The 16,563-nt window shown below is 63.5% G+C and carries 13 protein-coding genes and 1 tRNA gene; 3 read left to right on the top strand and 11 right to left on the bottom strand.

All coding sequences use genetic code 11. The features are described from left to right. Positions 1 to 144: 144 nt before the first annotated feature. A protein-coding gene (locus ABD059_RS17040) for an IS3 family transposase (protein WP_343882238.1) occupies positions 145 to 1,292 on the bottom strand; the annotation gives its coding sequence in 2 pieces (ribosomal slippage) (positions 145 to 1,019 and positions 1,019 to 1,292; 1,149 coding nt in all). A 1,081-nt stretch (positions 1,293 to 2,373) separates the two neighbouring features. On the opposite strand from ABD059_RS17040, the gene ABD059_RS17035 reads away from it, so the two are divergent. Then, positions 2,374 to 2,664, top strand: a complete 291-nt coding sequence (locus ABD059_RS17035; protein ID WP_343882237.1) for a hypothetical protein — start codon at positions 2,374 to 2,376, stop codon at positions 2,662 to 2,664. A gap of 141 nt (positions 2,665 to 2,805) precedes the next feature. Here the strand turns inward: ABD059_RS17035 and ABD059_RS17030 are convergent. The 9 genes from ABD059_RS17030 to ABD059_RS16990 all read right to left on the bottom strand — a co-directional run bounded on the left by ABD059_RS17030 (position 2,806) and on the right by ABD059_RS16990 (position 12,138). After that, a tRNA-Pro gene (locus ABD059_RS17030) sits at positions 2,806 to 2,879 on the bottom strand. Between the two features lie 209 nt (positions 2,880 to 3,088). Next, positions 3,089 to 4,633: a ribosome biogenesis GTPase Der gene (der, locus tag ABD059_RS17025; protein WP_343882236.1), complete on the bottom strand. Its 1,545-nt coding sequence runs from the start codon at positions 4,631 to 4,633 to the stop codon at positions 3,089 to 3,091. A gap of 18 nt (positions 4,634 to 4,651) precedes the next feature. Beyond that, entirely contained in the window at positions 4,652 to 5,347 is a 696-nt protein-coding gene (gene cmk, locus ABD059_RS17020) for a (d)CMP kinase (protein WP_343882235.1), read from the bottom strand. Then, complete coding sequence (locus ABD059_RS17015; protein WP_343882234.1) at positions 5,344 to 6,456, bottom strand: prephenate dehydrogenase; 1,113 nt, start codon at positions 6,454 to 6,456, stop codon at positions 5,344 to 5,346. Before ABD059_RS17015 ends, cmk begins: the two co-directional genes overlap by 4 nt. 3 nt (positions 6,457 to 6,459) lie before the next feature. After that, complete coding sequence (locus ABD059_RS17010; RefSeq protein WP_343882233.1) at positions 6,460 to 7,887, bottom strand: pseudouridine synthase; 1,428 nt, start codon at positions 7,885 to 7,887, stop codon at positions 6,460 to 6,462. A 24-nt stretch (positions 7,888 to 7,911) separates the two neighbouring features. Next, a complete protein-coding gene (gene scpB / locus ABD059_RS17005; protein WP_343882231.1) occupies positions 7,912 to 8,562 on the bottom strand; it encodes an SMC-Scp complex subunit ScpB in 651 nt (216 codons plus the stop codon). Beyond that, on the bottom strand, positions 8,559 to 9,455 hold the full coding sequence (locus ABD059_RS17000; RefSeq protein WP_377959681.1) for a segregation and condensation protein A: 897 nt from the start codon (positions 9,453 to 9,455) through the stop codon (positions 8,559 to 8,561). Before ABD059_RS17000 ends, scpB begins: the two co-directional genes overlap by 4 nt. A 141-nt stretch (positions 9,456 to 9,596) precedes the next feature. Beyond that, the gene (locus tag ABD059_RS16995) at positions 9,597 to 10,475 is read right to left on the bottom strand and encodes a ParA family protein (protein ID WP_116779175.1); all 879 of its coding nucleotides are present in this window, start codon (positions 10,473 to 10,475) and stop codon (positions 9,597 to 9,599) included. 229 nt (positions 10,476 to 10,704) lie between these two features. Further along, on the bottom strand, positions 10,705 to 12,138 hold the full coding sequence (locus ABD059_RS16990) for a cation:dicarboxylate symporter family transporter (RefSeq protein WP_343882228.1): 1,434 nt from the start codon (positions 12,136 to 12,138) through the stop codon (positions 10,705 to 10,707). 120 nt (positions 12,139 to 12,258) lie between these two features. Between ABD059_RS16990 and ABD059_RS16985 the strand changes: the two genes are divergently transcribed. Continuing rightward, a complete protein-coding gene (locus ABD059_RS16985) occupies positions 12,259 to 13,905 on the top strand; it encodes a sensor histidine kinase (RefSeq protein WP_343882226.1) in 1,647 nt (548 codons plus the stop codon). Continuing rightward, positions 13,898 to 14,587 (top strand): response regulator, encoded by a 690-nt coding sequence (locus ABD059_RS16980; protein WP_343882224.1) that lies wholly within the window; start codon positions 13,898 to 13,900, stop codon positions 14,585 to 14,587. The genes ABD059_RS16985 and ABD059_RS16980 overlap by 8 nt, the downstream gene beginning before the upstream one ends. Here the strand turns inward: ABD059_RS16980 and ABD059_RS16975 are convergent. Next, the gene (locus ABD059_RS16975; protein ID WP_343882222.1) at positions 14,584 to 16,554 is read right to left on the bottom strand and encodes an AMP-binding protein; all 1,971 of its coding nucleotides are present in this window, start codon (positions 16,552 to 16,554) and stop codon (positions 14,584 to 14,586) included. The two genes, ABD059_RS16980 and ABD059_RS16975, sit on opposite strands and share 4 nt — an antisense overlap. Positions 16,555 to 16,563: the final 9 nt, after the last annotated feature.

Raw genomic sequence — 16,563 nt, 5'->3', positions numbered from 1 at the left:
CCACTATTTTCCCAAGTCAGAGCACTCTTTCCCTGCTTAAACACGCCCCGAACCACACATCCGATGAAAACCCGGGGCTAGGCGCTGTCGAGGCTGCTCTTGACGCCCGAGCCTGTGGTTGGTTCCCCGTTAGCAGTCCAGTGGCTATGCGATAGCTAGTTGGTTTGCTGTGGTCCAGTTTTCCCAGTATGCGGACGGTGTCATTCCGTTGAGGGATCCGTGGGGCCGTTCATGATTGTAGATTTGTTTCCATTCATCGGCGAGGTATTTCGCTTCGGCCATGGTGTCGATGATTTCTCCGGTGAGTTGTTCCCTTCTGAATTGGGCGTTGAATGATTCGGCGTATCCGTTCTGCCAGGGCGAGCCCGGGTCGATGAACGCGGTCCTCACGCCGGCGGTTTGGCACCAGCTGATCAGTGCAGTAGCGATGAATTCCGGTCCGTTATCGGAACGGACATGGGTGGGGACGACGCCGGTTTCAGCGATGATGTCCTCGAGCACCGCGACCACATCCGTCGCGGTGAAAGACCGTCTCGGGATGATCGCCAGAGCGGTGCGGGTGTATTCGTCTATAACGTTGAAGAACCGGACATGGCGCCCGCAGGAGGTCACATCGGATTGGAAGTCGAAGCTGATCACATGCATCGGGTACTCGGCCTTGAGCCGCTTCTGCTCTCCAGCGCCCGGGCCGGTGCGGCGCCGCTTGCGCGCTTTTGGCTTGCACGTCAGTCCTTCGGACCGCCAGAGCCGGCGCACCCGCTTAGCGTTCAGCACCACGCCGGCCCATTCCGGCTGACCCAGCAGGTGCCAGCGAGCCTTCCGCCAACCCCACACCGGATGCATCCCTGCCACGGTCCGCAACGCCGCTCGTAGCCGGGCTTCCTCGAAGCTAACCACTGGACGTGCCTTCCGCACCGCGGAACGGTTCTGACCCAAGACCTTGCACGCGAATCTCTCTGACGCCCCGAACTTTTCCACTGCCATGCGCACTGCACGGCGGCGAGGTTCGGAGCTCAGAATTTTCCCTTCGCCACCTCATTGAGGATGTCGATGGCCAGCTCCTTCTCCGCTAACAGCCGCTTGAGCCGGGCGTTTTCCTTCTCCAGGTCCTTCACGGCCTTAGTCTGGCTGGCGTTGTGCTCGGAACCGTACTGGTTCACCCACCGGTACCAGGTCGCCTCGGTGACCTGCAGTTCCTTCACGACCTCAATCATCGGCCGTCCATCGTTGAGCATCTTCTGGCCCTGACGGACCTTCGCGATGACCTGATCAGGGGTATGTCTACGCGCCATAAAAGTGAACTTCCTCCTGCACCCATTATCGGATGCGAAACTCACATAGTCGCCGGACTCCTACCCGGGGACCCAACCACACGGTCACAATCAAGGGAGAATAACCATGGACGCACTCGCAACAGTCCTCGCTGACCCGACAAACGATCCCCAACACCGCACCACCACCTGAAACCAAAAAATATCAATCGTTCACGGCCGTGCGCTGGTTATTGCCCCTCACCCCTACTCGGGGCGAGGGGCTTCTAATCGTTGAGGGAGCCCTTGAAACTTGATCGCTCCTGTGAGGTCTCCCGGTTCCGCTGCGATTGCAAAGTCTTCCGCGCTCAGGGTCTGCTGCGGTGTCTCAGTATCTTCGCCCAAACCGAGTAAAATCACTCGACCAGGGAAGCGGGACCGCACCGCTCGGAGATTAGACGTGCATGCATTCAATGAATAATCGCTCTTAGAGGTGAGCCCAACTTGAAGGAAAAGTCGTCCTATCCCTAATGTCACGACGTTTGCGGAGTCCAATAAGAACGGATCCGACAGGGGGATCCCTGCTTTTCGCTGGACAACAAGGTGGTTAAGGGAAGTGTTAGAACTTGCTCGCGCTGGGAAGTCTAGTGAACCGATCTGAACCATATGAGGCATGGTGGGAGCGTTGTGCTCAAAAAACCGCCTGAATACGACTTCGTGAGCGTTAGCCAATCCCTTGCGGTTCAAAAGGGTGCGCACCAAACCAACTTTCGTGACCCAAGTACTGAGCAGAGCAGCTTCGCCTTCGATGATAGTGGGCCTACTACCACGAGCCAGATCATGAACGAGGGTTTTCGCCTCGGTGTCCATAACCTGCATCCACACGTGGTTGCAGTCTCCGCAGACGCTGTCCTTCGCCTGCTCATCGAAAATAGTGTGAGCCTTGTGGGTAATTTTGTCCTTCGTCTCAAAGACGCTGTGATGCCGGGATGCCACGCCGCCCCAGGAAGGAAACGAACCCTTCCAATGGTGAGGCAGAACGTGTTCGTGAGTTAGCTTTGTGGTTGTTCCGCAGAACGCACATGGCCCGGTTTTCGTCATACCCCAAGAGTATGTTGGTGGAATGGTGCACAAGTTTCATGGCGACAGTTGGGGCCTCGCCCCAGATGACCGCAACTGGACCCCGCCCCTGCAAGTGGAGGTACCGGATCCCGCTATCGTACACACCCCTGAGAAGTCGGTCCCGCTCTGGGCTGATCTGATTTTCCCTGATGGCCACACGTCGACAGCTAAAGCTTTCGCCCAGGCATGGACCAGTGACACGGTCCGGATTCAGTGGGTCGAGGAAAGCCTCGCCTGCTACGCCTGGGTCGCCCCGGGGCAGATCCGACGGCGTCAGCTCGAGCAAAGGTGAATTCGGGGCGGTTTGGGGGCGGTTTTATAGCTGCACAAGATTCCAAAGCATTGAATATAGGAGCTTTACCAGAATCCTCCACGGCAAAGAAAAACCCCGCCGATCCGGGCTACAAAGCCTAGAACGGCGGGGTTTTCGCTGTCGGGATGACAGGATTTGAACCTGCGACCCCTTGACCCCCAGTCAAGTGCGCTACCAAGCTGCGCCACATCCCGATTGGCCAGCCGATACCGGCTGAACCACCTGAAGAATCCTATCGCATACCGGTGCCCTTGAACGAACCGGGGCAGCCACCCAAATGCCGGTCCCACCAGGGCGTGCAACTTTCCCCAGGTACTGACGCTGCCGACGTCGAGCAGTCGGCGTGTTTGCCCGCGACACGCGGTCGTGGGTCGGGTACCTGGGGAAAGTTGTACGGAAGCGGCTACTTCTTCTTGCCGCGCTTCTCGCGGACCCGCATGGCGACCTCGATCGGCGTTCCCTCGAAGCCGAAGGTCTCCCGCAGGCGACGCTGGATGAACCGACGATAGCCCGGGTCCAGGAACCCGGTGGTGAAGAGGACGAACTTCGGCGGACGCGAGGAGGCCTGCGTGCCGAAGAGGATCCGGGGCTGCTTTCCACCGCGGACCGGGTGCGGGTGGGCAGCAACCAGTTCACCAAGGAACGCGTTGAGGCGTCCGGTCGGGATACGGGTGTCCCACGATTCCAGGGCGCGGTCCAGTGCCGGGGTCAGACGGTCCTTGTGCCAGCCGGTCAGCGCCGAGATGTTCACGCGGGGCGCCCACTCGACATGCGCCAGGTCCTGCTCGATTTCGCGCTCCAGGTACTTGCGGCGCTCATCGTCCATCAGGTCCCACTTGTTGAACGCCAGCACCAGGGCACGGCCTGATTCCATGGCGAGGTTGAGGATCCGGATGTCCTGTTCGCTGAGCACCTCGTCCACGGCGAGGAGCACCACTGCCACCTCGGCCTTCTCCAACGCTGATTGGGTCCGCAGCGATGCATAGAAGTCGGCGCCCTGGGCCATGTGCACGCGGCGGCGGATGCCTGCGGTGTCCACAAAGCGCCAGACACGGCCGTCGAGTTCAATCATTTCGTCGACGGGGTCGCGGGTGGTTCCGGCCAGCGGATCCACGACGACCCGGTCGCTGCCGGCCAGCTTGTTCAACAGTGAGGACTTGCCAACGTTGGGCCGGCCGATCAGGGCCACCCGACGAGGACCGCCGGAGCGTTCCAATCCACCATGTGCCGAGAACTTGGGCAGCACCTCAAGCGCCTGGTCCAGCATGTCGCCGGTCCCGCGGCCGTGGAGGGCCGACACCGGCCAGGGCTGGCCGAAGCCCAGCCCCCAGAGGGTGGACGCGTCGGCTTCATTCTGGATGTCGTCAACCTTGTTGGCAACGAGGATGACCGGCTTCTTCTTTTTGCGGAGCATCTGCACAATGGCTTCGTCGGTGGCGGTGGCACCGACGGTGGCGTCGACGACCAGCAGGACGGCGTCGGCCATGTCGACGGCGATCTCGGCCTGGTCCGCGACGCGGGCGTGGATGCCGCGGGCATCGTGCTCCCAGCCGCCGGTGTCCACGAGGGTGAACCCGCGGCCGTTCCAGGTCGCTGAGTACATGACCCGGTCACGGGTGACGCCGGGGGTGTCTTCGACAACCGCTTCGCGACGGCCGAGGATGCGGTTGACCAGGGTGGACTTGCCGACGTTGGGACGTCCAACAATCGCCAGTACCGGGTCGAGCTGCAGGGGCGCGTCGGGGTCATAGTCCTCGGGCTCCAACGCCAGCAGGGCAGCGTCTTCCTCATCGAGCTCATAGTCGTCGAGTCCGGCCCGGAGGGACCGCGCGCGGACCTCAGCCTCGTCGTCGTCGATTCCGGCCAGGCGCTCCGCAATCGAGTCCTCGCCGGTCGGCTCAAACTCTTCTGCCCCTTCAATGTCAGGGCGGGCCTGGTTGTCAGTCATGAGTGCATTCCTTCGTTATCAGTGTGCAACGGTTCGAACGACGTCGAGCACAGCCGTGATGGTCTGCTCAAAATCGAGTTCCGATGAATCTACGGTAACCACGCCGTCTGCGGCCTGGTGAAAATTGACGACTGTCGAGTCCTTGGTGTCCCGACCGAGAACCTGCGCCTGCAGTTGCGCCTCGGTCTGGGTGCCACCGAGCTGGTCGCCGCGGCGGCGCAGGCGGGCGGCCTCACTGGCAGTCAGCAGGATCCGCACCTCAGCGTCCGGGGCGACCACGGTGGTGATGTCCCTGCCCTCGGCCACAATGCGGTGCCCGGAGTCAGCGATGATCTGCCGTTGACGGCGGATCAGTTCGCTGCGGGCACCCAACGTGGTGGCCACCGCCGAAACAGCCTCCGAGACCCGCGGCTCGCGGATCGCATCGGTGACATCCTTGCCGCCGACGGTCATGGACTCGTGATCCGGCTTGGTGCTGATCCCCAGCTCGATCGTGCGGGCGGCGTGTTCGACGGCGGCGCCGTCACCCAGGTCCACCCCTTCCGCGAGGCAGTGCCAGGTGACTGCCCGGTACATGGCGCCGGTATCCAGGTAGGCGGCATGGAGTTGACGCGCAGCCTCACGGCTCACGCTGGACTTGCCGGACCCGGAGGGCCCGTCAATGGCGACGACAAGGGACTTGCCGATGCGGAACAAGGAATGGGGGGTGCTCATTGGACCACTTTCCAACCGTTGGCGGTAAGGAATTCAAGAAGATCATGCCGTTTACCGGGTACCACCGATATTTCGGCCATACCCACCTGACGCCCGGGCGAGTGTTCCAGCCGCAGGTCCTCAAGGTTGATCCCGGCGTCGCCAATCTCGGTGAGGAGCCGCGCGATCTGTCCCGGCACGTCGTCGACGAGCACCGTCATGCGGGCGAACGCCTCGGGCGGGGTGCCGTGCTTGCCGGGGATGCGGGCCTGGCCCACATTGCCCTCGGAGATCAGCTGGGCCATGTCGAGGCGCGATCCGGCCCCCGTGGGATTCTCAAGGGTACCGATCAAACGGTTCAGGTCCTCCCGCACCCCGTACAGGATCTGGACCAGGCGGTCGGCGTTCGCGGAGAGGATCTGTACCCAGAGCCGTGGGTCGCTGGCGGCAATCCGGGTTACATCGCGCAGCCCGTTGCCGGCCAGGGCCAGCGCGTGTGGTGGTGAATCCTGCAGCCTGCTGGCCACCAGCGAGGACAGGACCTGCGGGAGGTGGGAGATCAGCGCGACCGACTGGTCGTGCTCCTCGGCACTCATGCGCGCGACGACGGCGCCCAGGTCGATGGCCAACGCTTCGGCGGTGCGGATGGCGACGGCCGTGCTGTGATCTGTTGCGCAGACCACCCACGGCATGCTGGTGAACAGTTCCGCGCTGGCGGCGACCGGCCCGGATTTCTCCCGGCCAGCCATCGGGTGGGTCCCCACGTAACGGCTGAGCGCCGCGTCATCAACGACGGTGATCAGATGGTCAAGCACCGAGGCCTTGACGCTGGCAATGTCGACGACGACGGCGCCCGGGTACTCGGTAAGCGCCTTGGCACTCAAGTCAGCTGCGACGTCGGGTGGCGCTGCGATGACGACCAGTTCCGGATCGATTGCCTCGACCGGGTTCAGGGCGCGGCCAGCACCAATATCCTCGGCCACCGCCTGGGTGGACGGAGAGATATCCGTCAGAACGACGTCGACCCCGCGTGCCTTCAGCCCCAGCCCAATGCTGGCGCCCAAAAGCCCCGTGCCCACAATGAGCACGGGACCAGACAGGTGGGTACCGCCGTTATTAGCGCCAAGCATGGCTTAGAGTCCCACCGCTGCCAACAGGTGTCCGACTTCCTGGTTGCCCAGGACGCGGATGCTGCCCTGACGCTGGTCGTTGACCCGGATGGGGCCAACCTGGGTGCGAACCAACCGCTCGACCGGGTGGCCGACGGCTTCGAAGAGTCGACGGACCACACGGTTGCGGCCCGAGTGAAGGACTACCTCTACCAGGATGTGTCCCGGAGTGGAGTCAACGAGCCGGAACGAGTCGACGCTGGCGATGCCGTCTTCAAGTTCAATGCCCTCTCGCATCTGCGCGCCGATGCCGTGCGCCATGGGGCCGCGGACCTGCACCAGGTAGGTCTTGGGGACCTCGTAGGACGGATGGGTGAGACGGTTGGTGAGTTCGCCGTCGTTCGTCAGGAGCAGCAGGCCCTCGGTGGCGACGTCGAGACGGCCCACGTGGAAGAGCCGCTCGTTCTCGTTCTTGTTCTTCAGGTAGTCACTGATGCAGGGACGGCCCTCGGGGTCCTCCATGGTGCAAATGACGCCCTTGGGCTTGTTGAAAACGTAGTAGACCAGGTGGTCGTTGAGCTGCAGGCGAATACCGTCGACGTGGATGGCGACCTGGGTGGGATCGACCCGGACACCGAGGTCGGTGACGATGGTGCCGTCGACCTCGACGCGGCCGTCCTCGATCATTTCCTCGCAGACGCGGCGTGACGCCACTCCTGCCGAGGCCATGATCTTCTGCAGGCGCACGCCGTCCGGGTTATGGACGTCGAGGCGATCGACGGGCAGGGCCTTGGGGCCCTGCGCCTTGGGACGGCGGACCGGTCCGAGACTCTGACCGAAGCGTTCCCGCCCAAAAGCCTTGGGACCTGCTGGCTTCTGCCGGTTGCCACCCTGCTTGGCGCCGGCCTGCTTGGGGGTGCGGTTAGCGAAGGGACGGCCCTCGCCTGAACCTTCTGATGAACCGCGGTAACCGCCGGTTGTGGGGCGACCGGTGGACGGGCGACCTCCGGTGGGACGGCCGCCGCTGCGGGCTGCACCGTCGCGAGAATATCCGCCCTCGCGGGGGGCCCCGTCGCGGGGTGCTCCATCGCGGCCGGGCTTGGCGCGTGCGGCGCTGCCACGGGCTGGACCCTGACGCTTGGCTCCGTCACGGGCCGGGCCCCGACGTTCACCATCACGATCCGAGCCTGCGCGGTCCTGACCTGGGCGGCCCGAGCCTGCACGATCCGAACCCGCCCGTGAGGAACCCTGGCGGGCGTCGCCGTCGCGCCCTGCCCCAGCAGCCGAGCCGCGACCGAAAGCGTCGCGTGCCGACCGGCCACGGGCTGAGCCCGCTCCGGTGCGCGGCGCACCACCGCGTGCTGACCCGCCGCGGGGTGCACCCTCGCGGGGGCCATCCTCGTCGCGCTTGGGGTTGTTGCGTCCGGAGCCGGAACGTGGCGCCTGTGTCATTGAATGTCCTTTTAGCTAGCGTATTTAGTACGTGGTGTCATCAAAGTCACCGAGATTTTCCAACCCGGGTAGATGTGGTGAAAGCTGAGGTAGGTCAGCAACGCTGCCAATACCCAATCTTTCCAGAAAGTACGGAGTTGTTCCGTACAGGAGAGCGCCTGTCTCAGGATCGGTTGCCGCTTCGGCGATGAGACCGCGTAGCGCCAGGGTGCGTACCACCGAATCCACGTTCACTCCGCGGATTCCTGAAACTCTTGCCCGAGACACCGGTTGCCGGTAGGCGATGACGGCGAGGGTTTCCAAAGCTGCCTGTGACAGGCGGGCGCTTTGTCCTTCGAGCACGAACTTCGCCACTACCGGCGCAAACGTACTGCGCGAGAAAATCCGCCATCCTCCGGCGACGCTGCGTAGCTCGAAGCCACGCGGCTGTGAAACCGCCGGATCGGTGGTGTGCCCTTCCGGGCCCTGACCAGTATAGCCGTCATACTCCTGCTGGAGTTCCACCAGCAACTCTCTGACTTCGGCCACGGGAACCATGAGCGCCGCGGCAAGCTGCATTTCGGTGACGGGTTCGTCGACCACCATGAGCACCGCTTCCAGCGCCGCTCTGACCCCACCCGGTTCGCCCGAGGGGTCGAAGAGGGCTTCGTCAGCGTCGGGTTCTGGTGCTTTCACTGGGGTCCTTCGCCGGTTAGCGGTGGTGCGGCTAGAGGGGCCGAAGCTTGCGGGGGTGGCGACTGCATGTCGTATTCCTCACTGATCGAGGCCGGGGACCAGTCTTTCGCGTCAGCGGACCAACGTACGGTGAGGTCTCCGAGCGGTGCTTCCTGGTCAAAGGAAATCACAGCGTCGCGGAACATTTCCAGTAGGGCAAGGAAACGGACCACGACGGTCAGCATGTTCTCGGCATCCCGGGTGAGTTGCTGGAACGATAGCGGGTGTCCTTCGCGGAGCCGGATTCCCATAAGTTCCGCCTGTTCGCGAACGCTTACCGCTGACCCGTGGAGGTGCTCAATGCCCACTCTGGTGGGTGCTGCTTCGCGAGGTTCGAGCGCTTTGGCTGCCAGCACGGCGAACTGCTCCGGGGTGGTCCGCCAGGTGAGCTCGGGCATCATCGCAGCGAATTGTGGTTCCAGGCTGACCTCCCGCGGCATCCGTTTGCCTTCTTCTGCCAGCCGCTCCCCCAGTTGCCGGGCGATTTCCTTGAAAGCCTTGTACTGCAGAAGCCGGGCGAACAGCAGATCCCGGGCTTCGAGCAAGGCCACATCCTCGTCGTCTTCGACTTCACCGGCGGGCAGCAGTCGTGCAGCCTTGAGGTCCAACAGGGTGGCCGCGATCACCAGGAACTCGCTGGCTTCATCGAGGGAGAAATCCGCGTCGGTACCCTGGAATGCCCTGATATAGCCGATGAACTCATCGGTGACCGTCGCGAGAGCAATCTCGGTGATGTCCAGCTCATGTTTGGAGATAAGCCCCAACAGCAGGTCAAACGGTCCGCTGAAGTTTTCGAGCTGGACGGTGAACCCGGTGGTTTCCGACGCATCCGCGACGACCGGACTACCCTCCACCAGCCCCCCGTCGACCGGACTCCTCTCCGGCGCGCCCACAGCGGCGGCGTCGTCGTCGCGAGCGGGCGCGACGACGTCGGGCTCGGCGTCACCCACGAGCGTCGGCGCGCTGCATGGACACGTGCGCGGCGCACTGCATGGTTAGGGGGCGCCGCCGCGCGCGATCAGTTCCTTGGCGAGTCGACGGTAGGAATCTGCTCCCGAGTGGTTGGCCGCGTACGAAGTGATTGGCTCCGCGGCGACCGTTGCGTCGGCGAACTTGATGGTGCGCTTGATGACGGTCTCGAACACTTTGTCGCCAAAGGCCTCGACCAACCGTGCGATAACTTCGCGGCTGTGCAAGGTCCGGGCGTCGTACATGGTGGCCAGGACGCCGTCGACCTGTAGGCGCGGGTTCAGCCGGTCCTGGACCTTCTCGATCGTTTCGACCAGCAACGCAACAGCACGCAGCGCGAAGAACTCGCAGATCAGCGGAATGATCACGCCATGCGCCGCGGTGAGCGCATTGACCGTCAACAGGCCGAGCGATGGCTGGCAGTCGATCAGGATGACGTCGTAATCGTCCGAGACTTTCCGGAGGGCACGGTCCAGTACCTGTTCGCGGGCCACCTCGTTGACCAACTGCACTTCAGCGGCCGACAGGTCAATGTTGGCGGGCAACAGGTCGACATTCTCGAACGCGGTGGTCTGGATGGCGTCCTGGATCTGCACCTTGCGGTCCATCAGCACGTTGTAGACGGTGACGTCCAGTTCGTGCGGGTTGGTGCCGAGGCCTGCGGAGAGCGCACCCTGGGGATCGAAATCCACCAGGAGCACGCGTCGGCCCGCCTCGGCGAGCGCCGCACCCAGGTTGATGGTGGAGGTGGTCTTGCCGACGCCACCCTTTTGGTTCACCATGGCTATCACGCGGGCCGGTCCGTGGGAGGACAGAACCGGTGGTTCGGGGAACACTGTGACCGGGCGACCTGTGGGCCCGATCTCGGCGTCCTTCAGAGTTGTGGAACCCTGTTCGCTACTCACGTATGTATCCACGCTTCCGTTTAATCGGTGTGCTGAAAAGTTTGCTTGCCTGCACTCAACGTTACAACCGGGGCTGCATTCCGACCGGTAAATCCGTCGCCACCGCCCGCGAGCCTTTAGTTTCAACTTGAGGTTCAAGCTTCTTGACGACCGGCAGCAGAATAGGCCCTCCCCTGGCGGGAAGGGCCTATTCGGGTCCTGCGGGGCTGTGAGCCTGGCGGGTGCGCGCTTAGCGCGCTGCAACAACCCGACGGTCGTCGTCTCGATCGTCCAGGTTGTCCACTGCTGTGTCAGTGGTGAGAGCTGAACCGTCCTCGACGTCGTCGTCGAAGTGGCTGGCGCTCATCGTCGCTTCATCGAACGGCAGGTTACCGGAGAGGACCTCGTCCACACGGGCGCGGTCGATTTCCTTGGTCCACTTACCGATCAGCACGGTGGCGACGGCGTTGCCGGTGAAGTTGGTGAGCGCACGCGCTTCAGACATGAAGCGGTCGATACCGACGATCAGGCCGACGCCGTCCACCAGATCCGGGCGGTGGGATTGCAGCCCACCCGCGAGCGTGGCCAGGCCGGCTCCGGTGACGCCTGCAGCGCCCTTGGAGGCGATGATCATGAAGATCAGCAGCGAGATCTGCTCGCCCAGCGCCAGCGGTGTGCCCATCGCTGACGCGACGAATAGGGCAGCCATGGTCAGGTAGATCGCCGTGCCGTCGAGGTTGAAGGAGTAACCGGTAGGAACGGTGACGCCCACCACTGGCTTGGAGACACCGAGGTGTTCCATCTTGGCGATCAATCGTGGCAGTGCTGCCTCGGAGGACGAGGTGGAGAAGATCAGCAGGTATTCACGGCCCAGGTACTTCATCAGCTTGAAGATGTTCACACCGGTGACCAGCTTCAGCAGGCCCCCGAGGATTACCACGATGAAGAGGATGCAGGTCACGTAGAACGCTGCCATCAGAGTGAACATGCTGACGATCGCCTGGACGCCAGTTTCACCGACGACGGCGGCAATTGCACCGAACGCGCCGATCGGGGCCAGCCACATCACCATGATGAGGATGCGGAAGACGAGTGCCTGGATGTGACCGATGCCGCGGAGGATTGGCTTGCCAGCCGACCCCATGCCCTGCAGGGCAAAACCGACCAGGAGCGCGACGAAGAGGGTCTGGAGGATGCTGGTTCCGGTCAGGGAGGCGAGCAGTGTGACCGGGATGATGCCCAGCAGGAAGTCGGTGGTTCCGGTGGCTTCTGCGGGGTCGCCAGCGTCGTACGAGGCACCGGAAAGGTCAAGGCCTTCACCTGGCTGAACAATGTTGCCGACCACCAGGCCGATGGCCAGGGCGAAGGTGGACATCAGCATGAAGTAGCCCAGCGCCAGGCCGCCAACTTTGCCCACCGTCGCGGCTTTGGCAATGGACCCAATACCCAGCACAATGGTGCAGAAGATAATCGGAGCGATCATCATCTTGATCAGGCCGATAAAACCGGCGCCGATGGGCTTGAGGCCTTTCGCGAAGTCCGGAGCCATCAGGCCGAGGATGGCACCGAGGATCACCGCCGCGATGACTGCAATGTAAAGAAAATGGGTCTTGTCGACCCGCTTTTTGGATTTCCCCTGCGCCGGCACGGGCGGTTGACCTGCGGTGGATGTCGATGGCGCCATAGCCATACTCCTTCGGTGAATGATTCAAAGCTGTCTGTTCAAGACTCGGGCGTACAGTGATCTGAATCACCATTGCGTTCATACTGTTCGCAGCATCAAGTGAAGGGAGCCGTTGAAACGGTGAGGAAATGGAGCCTGGCGCGGCAGTTCTTCGCCGGACAGCTGGTGTTTGTGGTGGCCCTGACTGCAGCCATCTCCTGGGTGCTGTATCTGGACGCGGAGCAGAGCACCTATGAGACCTCAGCCGACCGCATGCTGGCGATCGCCACCACCTTCGCCGACGATCCCTTTGTCAGCGCATCGATCGAAATGGCCGACCCCAGCGCGACACTTCAGCCGTATGCGATCGAGGTGATGAATGATCTTGGGGTCGACTTCATCACCATCATGGCCCCGGATCGCACCCGGTTCACCCACCGCAATCCCGAACAAATCGGCAGCCCCTACATCGGCTCGGTCGAGCAGGCGCTGCAGGGTCGCTCGCATACCGAGACGTTCTCGGGCACCCTGGGCCCATCGGTGCGGGCCATTGTGCCGGTAACCGATGACGACGGCGCGGTGGTCGCCATGGTGGCGGCCGGTGTCACCGTGGACACCGTTACGATCGCCCGGAATGCCCAATTGCCGCTGCTTTTCCTGATTGCCGCCAGCGCCGTCACCGCAGGCGCCGGAGTGTCCTTCCTGCTCAGCCGGCATCTGCGCCGGGCGACCCTCGGGTTGGGAACGGACCAGCTCTCCCACATGTTCGTGTTTTACGACTCGGTGCTGCATTCCGTCCGCGAGGGGCTGGTCCTCACTAACCCCAGCGGAGAACTGGTGCTCTACAACGACCAGGCGGCCCACCTCCTCGGGCTGCCACCCGCCCGGGCCGGGCAACCTACGGCTGCCACCGAACTGGACCTCCCGCCGTCGCTCGTTGAACTACTGACCACCGGGCGGCAAGCCATCGACGAATTCCACGTCACCAGCGAGCGGATCCTGGTCGTCAACCAGGAAGCGGCAGTACCCGGCGGTGGGTCGCCGGCCTCCGGTGCTAAACCCCTGGGCACCGTCACCACCCTGCGGGACCACACGGAGATTGAGGCGCTGACCGGTGAGCTGCAAACCATGCGTACCCTCACCGATGCCCTTCGCGCCCAGACCCACGAGCACGCCAACCGTTTGCACACCATCGTCTCCCTGATCGAATTGGACCGCCGGGCTGAGGCGCTGGACTTCGCCACCCGGGATCTGACCCAGTCGCAGCAACTTACCGACGACGTCCTTGGTGCCATCGACGAGCCGTTCATTACCGCCCTGCTGGTGGGGAAGGCTGCCCAGGCCAACGAACGCGGGATCGAACTGGCGATCGCCGTCGACGGCTCCATTGAAACCTCGCATCTCGATCCGGGAGCCCTGGTGACCATCATCGGTAACCTCCTGGATAACGCGTTCGACGCCGCCGCCGACTCCCCCGCCCGCCGGGTAAGCCTTGCCCTGGAACGCAAGGGTGAAAGCTTGGAGCTCACGGTCAGTGATAGCGGGCGGGGAATGACGGCCACCGGTGCAGACGCCTTCGCTATGGGATTCAGTACCAAGGAACCCGAGAGTCCGGGCGGGGCCGGGCGCGGGCTGGGACTGGCGCTGGTGCGGCAAGCGGTGCAGGGGCTCGGCGGTTCGATAGCAGTGGAAAACGAGGCCGGCGCCCGTTTCACAGTCCTGCTGCCCCTGACCCCAACCGCCACCGGGTCGTCTCCGACCCGACTTCCTGGAGGCACCCATGTCTGAGGAGATCAAGGTTCTGGTGATCGAGGACGACACGATCACCGCCGAGGCCCACGCTGAATACATCAGGCGGCTGGAGGGATTCAGTCTTGCGGGAGTGGCCCACAACGGGTCGGAGGCGATGGGTTTCCTGTCCGCCGGCGCCGAACGGGTGGACCTCGTGCTGCTCGACATGAACCTGCCCGATATCCACGGCCTGGACATCATCCGCAAGATCCGCGGAGCGGGGCTACCCACCGACATCATTGCCATCACCGCCGTGAGGGAACTGCACATCGTCAGGTCAGCCATCTCCTCCGGGATTGTTCAGTACTTAATCAAACCGTTCACCTATTCGGCGTTCAGCGACAAGCTGAAGAACTACCGTTCGTTCCGGGACCAGTTGGTAGCGCAGGCGTCTTCGACGACCCAGTCGGAGGTGGACAACGCGCTGGCCGCCCTCCGCCCGCCTGCTCAGGGGAACCTGCCAAAGGGGCTGTCCCACGAGACGCTCAAGGGTGTGATCCTCATGCTCAAGCGGGGCGGGACCGCCGTCTCGGCGGTTGAGGTCGCGGCGGATCTGGCCCTGTCACGGGTGACTGCCCGCCGCTACCTTGAGTATCTAGCCGATCAGGAGTCCGCCCGCCGCGTCCCGCGCTACGGCACCCGCGGGCGGCCCGAGTTCGAATACTCCTGGATCAGCTAGCGGTCTGCCGTTCCCCGGAGGATCGGCTTCATGGCATCGAGCACACTGTGGTCCTCGATGGTGGAGGGCACCACGTAGTCCTCACGGGCAGCGATCTGACGCATGGTTTTGCGGAGGATTTTCCCTGACCTCGTTTTCGGCAGGCCATCCACCACCACAGCCTGCTTGAAGTCGGCTACCGGGCCAATCTGGTTCCGGACCAGGGCAATCAGTTCCTGTTCCAATGTGGCGGGGTCAATGTCCGCGCCCGCTTTCAGCACCACGTAGCCGCTGGCCCGCTGGCCCTTCAGCGGATCGGACAGTCCAATCACCGCGCATTCGGCGACTGCTGGATGCTGCGCCAGCACCTGCTCGATAGCCCCGGTGGACAGCCGGTGCCCCGCCACATTGATGATGTCGTCGGTGCGGCCCATGACGAAGACATAGCCGTCGTCGTCGAGGTAGCCAGAGTCGCCCGTGACGTAGTAGCCGTCGAAAGCGCTGAGATAGGAGCTGATGAACCGTTCGTCGCTCCCCCACAGGGTGGGCAGCGTCCCGGGCGGCAGCGGCAGCTTCAACGCAATGTTTCCCTCGGTTCCGGTGGGTACCTCATGGCCCTCGCCGTCGAGAATCCTCAGGTCATACCCGGGCTGCGGCACAGTTGGCGAGCCCGCCTTGATGGGAAGTTCCTCGATTCCCCGCGGGTTCGCACAGATGGGCCAGCCCGTCTCGGTTTGCCACCAGTTGTCGATCACTGGCACACCGAGTGCCGCTCCCGTCCAGTGGTAGGTGTCGACGTCAAGCCGCTCGCCCGCGCAGAACAGCAGCCGAAGGCTCGAAGTGTCGTAATTCTTCAGCAGCTTCGCCTCCGGATCGACCTTCCGCACCGCGCGTAACGCCGTCGGCGCCGTGAACATGACGTTGATCCGGTGATCGTCGATCAGCCGCCAGAACGCGCCAGCATCAGGCGTGCCGACCGGCTTCCCCTCGTACAGGACCGTTGTCGCGCCCACGAGCAACGGCGCGTACACGATGAAGGAATGACCCACCACCCAGCCCACATCCGAAGCCGTCAGCATCACGTCCCCCGGGCCGACGCCGAAAATGTTGGTGATTGACCAGGCCAGGGCGACGGCGTGGCCGCCGTTGTCCCGCACCACGCCCTTGGGGGACCCGGTGGTTCCCGAGGTGTACAGGATGTAGAGCGGGTCAGTCGCGAGGACGGGCACCGGGTCGGCTGGGTCGGCGGTAGCCAGCGCGGTGTCCCAGTCCAGCCAGACAGCGCCCGATCCCTCAGTGCCCGCTCCCTCAGCGCCCGATCCCTGCTTGTCCGATGTCGAGCCGTCCGACGTCGACCCGTAGTCGGAGGCGTGATGGAGGAACCCCTCGCGGGATTTCACGATCACCGTGGCCACTCGATGGTCGCTGATGTCGAGCGCCTGATGCACTGAAGGAAGGTACTCGATGGGCCCGCGGGGCTCAAGACCACCGGACGCCGTCACGACGACGGTGGGTCGGGCATCCTGGATCCGTGAGGCGAGTTCCTTCGCGGCGAACCCGCCGAAGACCACCGAGTGAACCGCCCCGAGGCGTGCGGTGGCGAGCATCGCGATCACCGCCTCCGGCACCATGGGCAAGTAGATGACCACCCGGTCACCCTTGGCTACTCCCTGCGAGCGCAGCACCCCGGCGAAGCGTGCCACCTCATCGCGCAACTCGGTGTAGCTGTATTTCCGTGCGACGCCGAGCATCGCCGAATCGTAGATCAAGGCGGTGGCGTCACCCCGCCCGGCCTCGATGTGGCGGTCCAGTGCGTTGTAGGCGGTGTTGAGTTCTCCGTCGGGAAACCACCGATGAAGTGGCGCCGCAGTGCTGTCCACTGCCGTGGTCGGCGGCTGCGTCCAGGTCACCGCCTGAGCCGCTTCCAGCCAGAACTCGTCGGGGGCCTCAAGGCTTTGGCGATACAGCGTGCGATAGTCCTGGCTCATTGAGCGCTC

The organism is Arthrobacter flavus (assembly GCF_039526005.1).
Lineage (GTDB): Bacteria > Actinomycetota > Actinomycetes > Actinomycetales > Micrococcaceae > Arthrobacter_D > Arthrobacter_D flavus.
The sequence above is the reverse complement of the archived record's forward strand: the minus strand, read 5'-3'. Positions and strand labels throughout refer to the sequence as shown.

What these genes read in the sequence shown, in the direction of transcription:
- ABD059_RS17035 (WP_343882237.1), top strand. Translation starts at nt 2,374, where the DNA reads ATGGTGCACAAGTTTCATGGCGACAGTTGGGGCCTCGCCCCAGATGAC.
- der (WP_343882236.1), bottom strand. Translation starts at nt 4,633, where the DNA reads ATGACTGACAACCAGGCCCGCCCTGACATTGAAGGGGCAGAAGAGTTT.
- cmk (WP_343882235.1), bottom strand. Translation starts at nt 5,347, where the DNA reads ATGAGCACCCCCCATTCCTTGTTCCGCATCGGCAAGTCCCTTGTCGTC.
- ABD059_RS17015 (WP_343882234.1), bottom strand. Translation starts at nt 6,456, where the DNA reads ATGCTTGGCGCTAATAACGGCGGTACCCACCTGTCTGGTCCCGTGCTC.
- ABD059_RS17010 (WP_343882233.1), bottom strand. Translation starts at nt 7,887, where the DNA reads ATGACACAGGCGCCACGTTCCGGCTCCGGACGCAACAACCCCAAGCGC.
- ABD059_RS16990 (WP_343882228.1), bottom strand. Translation starts at nt 12,138, where the DNA reads ATGGCGCCATCGACATCCACCGCAGGTCAACCGCCCGTGCCGGCGCAG.
- ABD059_RS16980 (WP_343882224.1), top strand. Translation starts at nt 13,898, where the DNA reads ATGTCTGAGGAGATCAAGGTTCTGGTGATCGAGGACGACACGATCACC.
- ABD059_RS16975 (WP_343882222.1), bottom strand. Translation starts at nt 16,554, where the DNA reads ATGAGCCAGGACTATCGCACGCTGTATCGCCAAAGCCTTGAGGCCCCC.